Source organism: Denitratimonas tolerans (assembly GCF_037203605.1).
Taxonomy (GTDB): Bacteria; Pseudomonadota; Gammaproteobacteria; order Xanthomonadales; family Xanthomonadaceae; genus Denitratimonas; species Denitratimonas tolerans.
In genome coordinates this window covers 61,301-73,947 of record NZ_JBBDHC010000018.1, presented here as the reverse complement: position 1 = coordinate 73,947, position 12,647 = coordinate 61,301, and the positions used below count along the sequence as shown (strand labels likewise).

Genomic DNA, 12,647 nt, shown 5'->3' with positions numbered 1-12,647 from the left:
CTGGGCGCGGTGTCCGCCTCGGTGGAGTCGCACAGGCGCGTGGCAAACCCGCGCGCATCGAACTGCTGCTTGAGCCACCCGCCGCTCGCATCGCGGGTCTTCCAGGCGCGGCCGTAGCCGTCGTACCGGGTCTCTTCGCGGTAGGTGCGGGCGTCCATGGTGCTGTCGCGCCGGATCGGGCGGGCGAGGCCGTCGTAGCCGTAGCTGCGGCTTTGGCTGCCCGCGCTGCCGCTGATGCTCTCGCTGCTGGGAAGCCCGCGCTTCAAGGTGTCGAACACGAACTGCGAGGTGCTCTCCAGGCTTGCGCCGGCGTAGGCCTGCTGGCGCCACAGCCGGCCGCGCGCGTCGAGCCAGCGCTCGACCTTGTTGTTCATCGAGTCGGTCTGCCGGATCAGCTCGCCCAGGGCGTTGTAGGCAAAGCTCGTGGTGCCCGTGTCCCGATCCGTCTGGCTGGTCTTGCGGCCCAGGGGGTCGTACTGGAACGTGGTCTCCACGTCGCCGCGCCCGGCGTTGCGGCTCACCTTGGCGATTTGACCATCGGGCGCGTAGGTGAACGTCAGGCTCAGGCCCGCCGCATCGGTGGAGGTGACCACTTCACCCAGCGCGTTGACCGTCTGGCTGGTGGCGTTGCCGTTCGGATCCCAGGTCGTGGTGGTCAGCCCGGAGCGCGAGACGCTGGTGCCGGTGCCGTCGGCGCGCACGACTTGGGTCACGCGGCCCAGGGCGTCGTAGTGGGTGAGGTTCCAGTACCGCGCGGTGCAGGTGTTCGAGGCAAAGCTCGGCGGTTCCACCGCCGAGGCCGCCGAGGCGAGGAAGAACGGCTCGGAGACGCGGCTGGGCCGACCGGCTGCGTCATACGCCGTGCACACTCCCGAAAACCCCTTGTTGACCGTGCCCAGGTGGCGGGTCTGGCTGACCGCCAGCACCACGCGCCCCAGCACGTCGTGGTAGCTCCACTGCGTGGGTGCCCCGCTGGCCGTGGTCTGCTGGCGCGTGACCGCGCCCGGCGGGCAGGCCACCTGGCTGCAAGTGCGCCAGGTGGTCTGCACCGGGACGCCGGTGTCGGTGGCGCGCTGGTACAGCCGCCCGAGCTGGCCGTAGATCGCGGTGGTATTGATGGCGTTGGCGTCGCGCGCGTGGGTGACGTCGCCGAACAGGTTGCGGTTGAGCACCTGGCTGTCGAGATACTCACTGGTGCCGCTGCCGTTCCAGAAGGGCGAGTAGCTCGCCACCGGGTAGCGCCCGCGGCTGTCGTACTGGGTGCGGGCGTAGCGGTGGATGTACTCCAGGCTGGTGGGCTGGAAGGTCACTGCGGTGCTTTTGCAGGCCGCCTCGGTGAGGTGGCTGCTGCAGGTGTAGGTATGGGTGCGGTTGCCGAAGGCGTCCAGGGTGTGGAAGGTGCGCAGGTTCTGGCTCACGCCCCCGTTCGACTGCACCTGCTCGGAGGTCAGGAGGCCGGTGAAGGCGGCACCGATGTCGTAGGTGTAGTCGGTGCGGCGCGAGGTGCTCACTCCGTTGCGGGTATGGGTAACGGTGCTGTATCTCAGGCGTCCGAGCCGCCAGGGCGTGGTGTAGTGGTCGTAGACGTTGTTGGTCTGCACCCGCGCGACCAGGCTGCCACCTGCGCCGTAGGTGTCTACGGATGTCGTTCCTGCAAAGCCGTAGCCCTGGTAACTGAAAGCAGACAACACCTGTGAAGTCAGCGCGCCGCTTTCCAGGGCGTAAACGTCTTCCTGGCTTCCGGCCATGCGCACATGCACGGGGGTCTGCGAACCGGACCAATAGCCGGGTGAACTTTCCCAGGAGTTGGTGCTGAGCGCCACGCGCGTGCCGGCGATCCACGGGAAGGGCGGCGCGAGCCGCTGGAAGCAGGCGTTGGTCACCCAGCCGGTCAGGCAGGAGGGCGGGACATACGCGCCGTTGACCACGCGACGCTCGGTCGTTTGCGGCATGCCAATGAAAGGTGCGTCCTGCCGGTAGGTCGTGGTACTCACGATGTGGGCATTGCCGGGCGTGGTGTCGAACGACTGGACCTGCTCGAAGCCCAGGTGACCGCCACCACCGGCCTGGATGCGCGCGCCCGAATACCGGTAGTAGATCGCGCTCAGGGCATTGGGGTTGCCGTAGACCGGCGCACTGCTCTGGGCGCGGATCACGACGTATTGCGGTCCGAAGACATCCTGCACCGGGGAGCCGCGCCCCCAGCTCACGGCACGGGTTCCGGTGCCGCGGCGATACACGTCGGCGAGGGTGAGGGGGCGATAGCTCAGCTCCGTGACCGCCCCCACGCCATCGGTGATCTTGCCGATGACATCGCGCGGCACGAAGCGGTGGTTGCTGGGCGGCCGGCTGCTGTAGTACTCGGAGGTGTTGTCGTACAGGGCGAAGAAGTCCGTGGCGGCATCGCCGTCAAAATCCCCGAACAAAAAGTGCGTTCGCGTCAGATCGCAGGTCGTGTTCTTGCAGCCGCGGGCGTAGCCGCCGGGCAGGGGGCTGGCATAGGTCGGAAATGTGCCGTCGGGCCGCGCGAAGTGACCGACGAACGGGCGATAGTTCGAGTTCGCGCTTTGTGGATAGACGATGTCCGCGCGCCCGTCTCCGTTGACGTCGGTGAGCTGCAGATAATCCTCGTTCGGAAACGCGGGAAGGCCGGTTTGCACTACGCCGATGCCCGTCAGATCAACGCTCCAGCTCCCGCTCTTGACCAGCGCGTCGGTCAAGCCGTCGCCGTTGAAGTCGGCGAACTTGAACGTAGAGCCCGTGGGCGGGGGCGGCTGCGGGAAGCCGCTCCACAGCTCACCGCCGCGATGCCAGCGCTTGATCACCGACATCTGCACGTGCGTGGGCTGGATGCTGGTCACCCCGTACAGTTCCACGAAACGGGTCAGCACGGTGCACCGGTTCGACGCCAGATCCACCGCGTCCTGCGGAACCTGGGCCGGCCACTCGCGCCAGGATTGCCCTGCCTCATCGGTCCACTCGGCGATCGGCTGCGCCGGTCGCGGAATCGGGTTGGAGCACTCGCTGGAGTTGTCGTTCTTGTACCAGGTGATTCCTGTGCTGATCGCCAGATCGGAGCGGCTGTCGCCATTGAAGTCGAAGAGATGGACGCGCTGGTCGGGATCGAGCAGATTGGTGAACTCGTTCAGCAGCACCTGGGGCGGATCGAGGTCCGTGGCCATGCCGACGCTGCGCTGCGCACCCCATTCGAACCCCGCGCCCATCCGCTCGGTCAGCCGCGTGTACAGCAAGCTGGGAGTCGAGCCGCTGGCCGGCTGGCGATACATGACATCGAGCAGGCCGTCGCCGTTGAGATCGGCCAGGATCGTGCTCGTGGTGGTCGAAGAAATGGGTGGCGACAACGCGGCGATCAGATTGCTTCCCGCGTTGAACGCGCGCACGCCCGCGCTCGTGGGACGCCCACTGGACGGATACAGCACCCAGTTCCCGTTCGGAATGGCGACGAAGAGATCGTCGCGCCCGTCGCCGTCGTAGTCGAACAGGTGCCAGTACTTGTCGATGTCGGCTGGTTTGCGCGCCACGATCCAGGGAAGCTGGGCCACGCGATTGAACGACAGCTGCCCGCTGCCGTTGATCTCGCCGAAGCTCACCTGGAGCTGGCTGCTGTTTCCCGACGCGCTGAACCATGCGACGTCGGTGAGTCCATCGCCGTCCACGTCGCCCAGCCGCAGGCTTGCGAGCCCGTCGAAACCCGCGGTGTTGGAGATCATGTCGGTGCTGTAGAACCCGTTGAGGATCGGTGCCCACGCGAACGAGGTTTGCGGCAGGCACACCGCCTGCGTGGAATCCCGGCACTCCCGGATCGAGGTCAGCGTTCTGGCTCCGGACCCGGATACCGACGTGGAGTACGCCAGCGCGTAATGGCGCGCCTGCTGGCCGCTGGCGATGTCGCCGATGACCGTGATCGAGGAAAGCTGGCGCGTCTGCCAGACCGTGCCGCCGGCTACCGAGCCGCGAACGTACTGCGTCGTCGAGAGCGCGGCGTAGTTGAACACGATCTTCGCGTACGGACCCCACGCGCCGCCCGTCTGGGCGGCGAGCTGCTTCTTCCCGGTGTATTCGACCGATGAAATGAGGGATTCCCCCGGGTACGCGCCGCCCGCCGGGTTGCTCAGGTAGCGGAAGTCGATGTAGTTGCCGGTCGAATCCTGAAAGCGGGTCTGCCACCAGCTCAGCGCCTTGGCCGTGTGGCCGGGGGCCGTGCTGTTCACATAGCCGTCCGGGCGCGTGGCCGCCGTGGTCCAGTCGTCGCGGTCGCCGTAGAAACTGGTGGAGCCGTCCGGACGCTCCACCGAGAAGAACCTCGGATCATTCGCCCCGGAACCGGCGGCGGAATAGGCGCAAACTCGCTGGAAGCTCTCGGACTGCGTGCGCAGGTTTTCGACAAAGTAGCCACTTACCGCCGGGCACGCGGGTGACCCGCCGGGTGCAGGAAGCAGGCGTTGCCCGTCGAGACAATAGCGATCACTTGCGCCGTAATTTACCGCCGGTGGCGTTCCATCCTGCGGGATGCCAGAAGCGATGAAATCACCCGCTTCCCGCGTGGATCTGCAGCGCGAGATTGCGGACAAACCGCCAACAGCCCATCCGCGCCCCAAAGGCCCGTCACCCCCTTGGCTGGAGTAGTTCAGCGAGATATCCGGCGCAACTCCGGCCGTTCCCGGCACTGCCTGGATCGGGACGGAATACGTCGCCGCACCGGATTCATCCACGCGGAACTGCCCGGCTGTCGCTCCGACTTGATCGGATACGGAATCCTGAGCATGAACCCATGCGGGCCAAGCCACCAGGACAAACAGACAGACAAAAGGCACCCCTGCCAACATACGCAATGCACGGCTCACGAGCATTCTCCCCGACGAGCCCCTGCAAGATCGGAAAATAGCGGATCCGAAATAATGTGCAAGCCATTGAAGAAGACTCAAATTGGTGCTAGGTCGTCACATTTGTCTGCACATTTGGCCACAGCATGCTCGCTCGCCGCGGGCAGTGGCAACGGTGATCGCGCGACCGGGTCGTCTGGCCGTTTGCGGAAACACCATCTGACCAACCGCAGCAATCCATCTCCCGTGAGGGTTGGCCCGCATGCCGCAGGGCGCGCCGTCCGCGTTAGGGAACCTCTGAACACGCTGTGTTTTTCTCGTCACTCCCGCGCAGGCGGGAGTCCAGTACCTTTGTCTTCAAGGGCTTGAAGTGGCTGGATGCCGGCCTGCCCGGGCATGACGGTCTTGTTCAGAGCTTCCTTGGCGGGTCAGCGCGAGGGCCTTGGCCGGCTGCGCGCCAGCGTGATGACGGCCACGCCCGCGAGGATCACGGCAGTGGCGGCGATCTCGTTGGCGCTGATCACCTCCCCGGCCAGCAGCACGCCGAACAGCACCGCGATCGGCGGATTGACGTAGGCATAGCTGGTCGCGAGCACGGGGCGCACGTGATGCAGCAGCCAGATGTAGGCGGTGAAGCCCACGATCGAACCGAAGCCGACGAGGTAGAACAGCGCCAAGCTCGCCTGCAGCGATGGCCAGGCGGTCATGCGTTCGCCGGTGACCAGGGCGGCGGCCAGCATCCAGATGCCGCCGGTGAGCATCTGCCCGGCAGCGGACATGAACGGGGTCGGCAGGTCGCGGCCGCGGCTCCAGATCGAACCCCAGGCCCAGGCGATGGGTGCCACCAGCAGCATGATCATGCCTGTCGGCGTCGCCGCCAGCGTGCCGCCGGCGTTGAGCCACAGCACGCCCGCGAATCCGACGGCCAGGCCGATCCATTCCACGCGCCCGGGGCGCTCGCCGCGCGCCAGTGCGAACAGTGCCGCCCACAGGGGCATCGAGGCAACCGCCACCGCGGCCATGCCCGAGGACACTTCGCGCTCGGCCACGTTCACCAGTCCGTTGCTCAGCAGCACCATGAAGATCGAAAGCCACCACAGCCTGCGCCACTGTGGCCGGGTCGGCGCGGGAACGCCGCGCCAGCGCAGCACCGCGTACATCAGCGCGCCGGCCAGCAGCATCCGGATGGCACCCAGGAGGAACGGCGGATAGCCTTCCAGCGCGATGCGAATGGCCAGGTAGGTGGAACCCCACACCACGTAAAGCACGCCCAGCGCCAGGGCAATCGCCCACGGGCGCGGCGCGGGGGTCGCGGCGATGCCGGTTGCGGACACGCGAGGATTTCCTGGGCGAAGTCGGGATCGGCACCCGCAGGGCGGGTGCTGTCCGAGGAGGGTCGGGGCGCGCTGCCGCGGGTCAGCGAATCCGCTTGGCGTCCGATGCTGTCGGCGTGCCCTCGGCCGGCAGCACCTGGGCCGCCAGCGCGCGGTCATCACGCAGCAGGTCGATGGCGTCGGCAAGGATGTGGGCCGCCTCGCGCGCGAGCACATCGGGCGGCTGGTTGCGCGCGTCCGCCTCGCGTTTGGCATCGGCCGCCACGTTGCGCTCGTCGGCCTGCAGGCCGTCGTCTTCGGTCGCGCCGGCATGCGCATCGGCCAGGCCGCGCGCCTTGCGCTCCGCCTCGCGCGCCGTGCGGCGCGCTTCGGTGCGCTCGCGCTCGGCGCGGCGGGTGGCCTCGTTCAGGGAAATCGTCTTTTCAGCGCGCTGGCGGCGGTACTCGGCCACGTCCTCGGCCAGCCAGACGAATTCGGGATCGTCCTTGGCACGGGTTTCGTGACGCGCTTCCAGCAGCGGCAGGAGCGGCTTGAAGTTGGCCTGGGTGGCGTAGCCGGCCGCCTCCACGCGCGTCCAGGGCAGGGCGTTGTCGTAGCTGCTCTCGCCGTAGTCCTCGGCATCCAGCGTCACCGGAAATCCGATGTCCGGGGTGACGCCGCGGTTCTGCGTGGACCCGCCCTCGACCCGGAAGAACTGTGCCACGGTGATCTTGAGCTGGCCGAATCCGGCGCGACCGCCGCGCGAAAACATGTCGAGGTCGACGAGGTTCTGCACCGTGCCCTTGCCGAAGGTGGTTTCCCCGATGATCAGGGCGCGCCCGTAATCCTGCATGGCACCGGCGAAGATCTCCGAGGCCGAGGCCGAGGCGCGGTTGACCAGCACCGCAAGCGGGCCGTCCCAGGCGGTACCCGCCGCGCCGTCGCGCTGCACGTCGATGCGCCCGCCCGCATCGCGCACCTGCACCACCGGGCCGCGATCGATGAACAGGCCGGACAGCTCCACCGCCTCGGTCAGTGAACCACCGCCGTTGTTGCGCAGGTCGACCACCACGCCGTCGACCTTTTCCTGCTTGAGTTCGGCCAGCAGTTTGGCGACGTCGCGCGTGGCGGAGCGGTAGTCCGGCTCGTCGCGCCGGCGTCCCTCGAAATCCTGATAGAAAGTGGGCAGATCGATGACGCCGATGCGCCGCACGGCCTCGCCTTCGCCCACCGTGAGCACCGACTTCCTGGCGGCCTGCTCCTCGAGCTTGACCTTCTCGCGGGTCAGCATCACGGTTTGGTGCTCGCCGTCCACGCCGGCATCGGCGGGCAGAAGATCCAGCCGCACCCGCGTCTCGCGCGGGCCGCGGATCAGCTCGACCACATCGTCGATGCGCCAGCCCACCACGTCGACCATGGCTCCGTCATCGCCCTGGCCCACGGCATAGATGCGGTCGCCGGGCTTGACCTGCCCCGACAGCGCCGCCGGGCCGCCGGGAACGATCGAGCGGATCACCGTGATGTCCTCGTCGTTGACCTGCAGCACCGCGCCGATGCCTTCCAGCGACAGCCGCATGGAGACATTGAAGTTTTCGGTGGTGCGCGGGTTCATGTAGCCGGTGTGCGGTTCGATCGCGCTGGTATAGGCGTTCATGAAGGTCTGGAACACGTCGTCGCCGCGGGTCGAGCGGATGCGCGATTCGAAGTTCGCGTAACGCTTGTCGAGCGTCTCGCGGATCGCCTCCATGGGCTTGCCGGCGAGCTTGAGGCGCAGCACGTCGTTCTTCACGCGCTTGCGCCAGAGGGCATCCAGCTCTTCCGTGTCCTTGGCGAACGGGGCGTCCTTGCGGTCGTAGGCCCAGGTTTCCTCGGCGTCGAGGTCGATGTCGGTCTTGAGGTAGTCCCGCACGAAGCGGGTACGGTCGGACACGCGCTGCAGGTAGAGGTTGAACATGTCGAAGGCCGGCTCCAGGCGACGCTCGCGCAGGGCGTCGTCGAACCCGGTGCGCAGCGACGCGAAGCGCTCCACGTCGGTCGCCAGGAGGTACATCCGGTCGCGATCAAGCGCTTCCAGGTAGCGGTCGTAGATGCTCGCCGAGAGCGCGTCATCGAGCGGCAGCGGGTGGTAGTGGTAGCGGCTGTTGCTCAGCAGCTGGGTGACCAGCGTCACCACATCGCGCTGCGTCTCGGTCGGGGCCAGCGTCACCGGCTCGACCGGCGTGGGTTTGGCCAACGCGCCGCCGGCGAGGGCCAAGGCGAGGCCGAAAGCAATCAGGTGGCGCAGTGCGAACATGGGGAAAACCTCTGGATACGGGTGCCGGTGCCGCGTGTCGAACACCGAAGCGGTGCCAGCGTGCCAACGCGGGGCCGCTTCGGCAAGCGCAGGATGCCTCAGGATGGGGGCAATGACCTCTCCCGGAAGTCCCCCGTTCATCGATCCGGCCGCTTTCGACCTGCGCCGTTCATGCAGGGTATGGTTCGCGCCGGCGGCTCGGCCCGCTGTGGCCCGGTCTTTCGCACCGGGGCTGGAAAACATCGACCGCGGCCCCATCTGCTCTCGATGGGGCGGAACTTTCCGGCGTTTTAGCACTCCAATGGCCCGAGTGCTAGAATGGGGGCAAGTCCCCAACGGGAGAAAAACACCATGAACACCGCTGTCATGACGAGCAATCTGCCCATCCCCAGCGCGCTGGGCTCGCTGGACGCCTACATCGGCGCGGTGAACCGCATCCCGGTGCTGACGGTGGAGGAAGAGCAGGAACTGGCGCACCGCTATCTGGATGACCAGGATCTCAGCGCCGCGCGCTCGCTGGTGCTTTCGCACCTGCGCTTCGTGGTGCACGTGGCGCGAGGATACAGCGGTTACGGCCTGCAGATCGCCGACCTGATCCAGGAAGGCAACATCGGCCTGATGAAGGCGGTCAAGCGCTTCGACCCCACTCAGGGCGTGCGCCTGGTGAGCTTTGCGGTGCACTGGATCCGCGCCGAGATGCACGAGTTCATCCTGAAGAACTGGCGCATCGTCAAGATCGCCACGACCAAGGCGCAGCGCAAGCTTTTCTTCAACCTGCGCAAGAGCCGCAAGCGCCTGGGCTGGATGAACCATTCGGAAGTCCAGGCCGTGGCGCGCGATCTCAACGTGCCCGAGTCAGAGGTTCTGGAGATGGAGGCGCGGCTGTCGGGTCGCGACATCGGTTTCGAAACGCCGGTGGATGCCGATGAAGATGCGCCGCCCGCGCCCATGGCCTATCTGGTCGCGCCGGACGCCGACCCGGCCCACGCCTACGCGCGCGAGGACGAGGAAGGCAGCCAGCTCGAACTGCTGCGCGAAGGCCTGGCTCAGCTGGACGCGCGTTCGCGCGACATCATCCGCCGCCGCTGGCTGGATGACGAACGCAAGATGACGCTGCAGGAGCTGGCCGATGAATACGGCGTCTCGGCCGAGCGCATCCGCCAGATCGAGGCCAACGCGATGAAGAAGATGAAGGCCCTGCTGGTGGCCTGACCACCGCCCGCCTTGCCGCACGACAAACGGCCCCGGAAACGGGGCCGTTTTCATTGGGCGCGGCGCAGCGCATCCAGGCGCGGCTCGAACTCGGCCGCCCCGGTGCCCAGGGCGTCGGCCAGCGCCTGCGCCTGATCGAACGCAGCGGCGGCGGCAGGATCATCCTGAAGCCGCGCGGCTTCGGCCATGCCCAGCGTGGCGCGCAGCCGCAGCGTGGCCGGCAGTCCCGACAGGTCTTCACGGAAGACGGCATCCAGCGCGGCGCGCGCTTCGTCCACCCGCCGCAGGGCCAGAAGCACTTCGCCGCGCGTGACGCGCAGGGCCTGGGTCAAGGGACTGACCGAGCCGGCGTGCGCGAGCGCCATGATTTCTCCTTCCGCGCACAGCGCCAGCGCTTCGACCAGGCGTCCCTGCCGATGCACCACGCGCGCGTAGTTGCCGATCAGCGCCGCGGTGGCGGCGGACGGGCCGAACAGTTCACGGCGCAGTTCCAGGGCGCGCGCGAAGGTCGCTTCCGCGGCCTCCATGTCGCCCTGGCGGTAGTGCGCCGCCGCGAGGTTGTTCAGTGTATTGAGGGCTTCGCTGCCGCTGCCCATCTGCAGGCGATCCCAGCGCTCCAGCGCACGCCGTGACACCTCGATGCCCTGGTCGAGATGGCCGGCCTGCACGTAGGCCACGCCGAGGTTGGTCAGGAGGGTGGCGGTTTCCACGTGCTCGGACCCGGAGCGCGCCAGCCGCTGCGGCAGGGCGGCTTCCAGGGTGCGCAAGGCACCCGCCGGATCGCCACCTTCGCGCTGCAGGCGGGCCTGCAGCATGCGCGAGGTGAGCAGCACGTCGGCGTGGCGCACGGGATCGGTCTGCCAATAGCGCTGCGCGGCGTCGAGCAGCGCGCGCGCCTCGGCGCCGTGCCCCATGCGGTTCACCGTTTCAGCCAGGGCGAAGCGCACTGCGGCGGCGGCCTCCGGATCGGCGATGGTGTCTTCCTGCGCCAGCCAGCGTCGAAACAGCGGCTCGGCGGCGGCGTAGTCGTCGATGTAGAAGTGCAGCTCGCCCAGCGCCTTGAGCACGTCGGCGCTGGCGACCGGGTCATCGGAAAAATCCTGCACCACCCGGTCGGCGGCCTGGTCGAGCACGGCCTTGGCGGTCAGCGCGTCGCCGTCGCGCGCGTGGCGGCCGGCATCGCGGAACATGAGTCCGAGGTAGTCGCGCACCGCCTTGCTGCGGCGCGCTTCGGTCTGGGCGATGTCGCGCTCGCGCACCGCCTCGTTGCGCGCCATCGAAATGGCCGACAGCGCGACCAGCAGGCCGATGAAGACCGTGGTGACCGCCGCAGCCGCAAACCAGTAGCGCCGCAGCAGGCGGCGCACACGATAGCCCAGCGCATCGCCGCGCGCGGCCACCGTGCGGTGCGCCTGGTGTCGGCGCACGTCCTCGGCCAGGGCTTCCACGGAGGCGTAGCGGGCCGCCGGTTCTGGCCGCAGCGCCTTGTGCACGATGGCGTCGAGGTCGCCGCGCAGGGCGCGCGCCCGCACCGCCGAGTCGACGCTGGCGCTGGGCGCGGGCGGTGGTCCGCGGCGGGCACGCTGCAGCAGCGCGATCGGCCCCGCGCCCACCAGCTCGCCCCAGGGCGAACGATCGGTCAACAGCTCGTGCAGCAGCAGGCCCAGGGCGTAGACATCGGTTAGCGTGCTCTGCGCGTCGCCGGAGAGCTGCTCGGGTGCGGCGTAGCGCGGGGTCAGGCGCAGGTCGCCGGTCTGGTTGACCTCGCCGTCCAGCCGCCGGGCAATGCCGAAGTCGAGCAAGGCCACGCGCCCGTCGCGGCGCACCAGGATGTTCTCCGGCTTGAGGTCGCGGTGGATGACCAGGTGCCGGTGCGCGAAGGCGACCGCCTCGCAGATCCGGAGGAACAGCGCCAGGCGCTGGTCGAACGCAAGCGCGCGGACGTGTACCTGCAGAGGGGTGCCGTCCACGTACTCCATCACCATGTACGGTCGCCCGTCGGGCAGGGCACCCGCGTCGATCAGCCGGGCGATGCCGGGATGTTCCAGCCGCGCGAGCAGTCGCTGCTCGCGCAGGAAGCGGGCATCCTCGTCGCCGCCCACCCGATGCAGCAGCTTGATGGCCACCTGCTGCTCGAAGCGCCCGTCTGCGCGCTCGGCCAGCCAGACCTCGCCCATGCCACCGCGGCCGATGGGCCGCACCAGCCGCCACGGTCCCAGCATGCGCTCGGGCGGCGACTGCGCTGGCGAGGGGGCCGAGGTTTCGAGGAACCCCTCGGACGCGGCCGCGGCGGCAAGCAGGCTGCGCGCCTCGCGGCACAGCGCGTGATCCGCGCCGCAGGCCTGTGTCAGGAACGCCTCGCGCGCCTCGGCCGGAAGATCCAGTGCGGCATCGAGCAGGGCTTCGATGCGGGCAAAGCGGGCGGCCTCGTCGCCCGATGGGCCCGCAGGGCGCGTCATTCGGAGACGTCTCCCGGCTCCTCGCCGGCATCGTTGAACGCGTCCTCGTCCAGCTCGCGATACAGCCAGGCCCGCGCCTTGACCCAGTCGCGACGCACGGTGCGGTCGGTGATGCCCAGTGCCCGCGCCGTCTCGTCCTCGCTGTAGCCGGCGAAAAAGCGGCACTCCACCACTTGCGCCAGGCGCGGGCTCAGTCCGGCCAGGCGCTCCAGCGCGTCGTTGATCTGGAGGATCTGTTCGTCGCATTCGTCGGGGGCGTCCGGTGCCTCGTGCAGCGGCACGGAAGGCACGCCGGCGTTGCGCTTGGCGGCGACGCGGCGCTCGGCATCACCCACCAGCACCTGCCGCATGGCAAGCGCGGCGGTGGCCAGGAAATGCTGCTCGTTCTGCCAGGCCGGCACGCGCTGCAGCTTGATCCAGGCTTCGCTGATCAGGGCGGTGGTGCACAGGGTCGCGCCTGCGCCCATGCGGAACCGCTCGCGCCGCGCGATGCGGCGCAGGTCGGCGTGCAGGGTACTCACCAGGC

The 12,647-nt window shown here is 68.3% G+C and carries 6 protein-coding genes; 1 reads left to right on the top strand and 5 read right to left on the bottom strand.

Going from position 1 to position 12,647, the window contains the following annotated elements:
* The 3 genes from WB794_RS11860 to WB794_RS11850 form a co-directional block, all read right to left on the bottom strand.
* A partial coding sequence (locus tag WB794_RS11860; protein WP_337336071.1) for an FG-GAP-like repeat-containing protein occupies positions 1 to 4,847 on the bottom strand: 4,847 nt, incomplete at its 3' end.
* 425 nt (positions 4,848 to 5,272) lie between these two features.
* Positions 5,273 to 6,178 (bottom strand): drug/metabolite exporter YedA, encoded by a 906-nt coding sequence (gene yedA / locus WB794_RS11855; protein ID WP_337336068.1) that lies wholly within the window; start codon positions 6,176 to 6,178, stop codon positions 5,273 to 5,275.
* Positions 6,179 to 6,260: 82 nt separating this feature from the next.
* The gene (locus WB794_RS11850; protein ID WP_337336067.1) at positions 6,261 to 8,450 is read right to left on the bottom strand and encodes a carboxy terminal-processing peptidase; all 2,190 of its coding nucleotides are present in this window, start codon (positions 8,448 to 8,450) and stop codon (positions 6,261 to 6,263) included.
* Between the two features lie 366 nt (positions 8,451 to 8,816).
* Here WB794_RS11850 and rpoH point away from each other — a divergent pair, with 366 nt between their 5' ends.
* A complete protein-coding gene (gene rpoH, locus WB794_RS11845; RefSeq protein ID WP_415926688.1) occupies positions 8,817 to 9,662 on the top strand; it encodes an RNA polymerase sigma factor RpoH in 846 nt (281 codons plus the stop codon).
* A 50-nt stretch (positions 9,663 to 9,712) separates the two neighbouring features.
* Here the strand turns inward: rpoH and WB794_RS11840 are convergent, their stop codons facing one another.
* Together WB794_RS11840 and WB794_RS11835 are read right to left on the bottom strand one after the other, a co-directional pair.
* Positions 9,713 to 12,121 (bottom strand): serine/threonine-protein kinase, encoded by a 2,409-nt coding sequence (locus tag WB794_RS11840; RefSeq protein WP_337336065.1) that lies wholly within the window; start codon positions 12,119 to 12,121, stop codon positions 9,713 to 9,715.
* Entirely contained in the window at positions 12,118 to 12,642 is a 525-nt protein-coding gene (locus WB794_RS11835) for an ECF-type sigma factor (protein WP_337336064.1), read from the bottom strand. The genes WB794_RS11840 and WB794_RS11835 overlap by 4 nt, the downstream gene beginning before the upstream one ends.
* Positions 12,643 to 12,647: the final 5 nt, after the last annotated feature.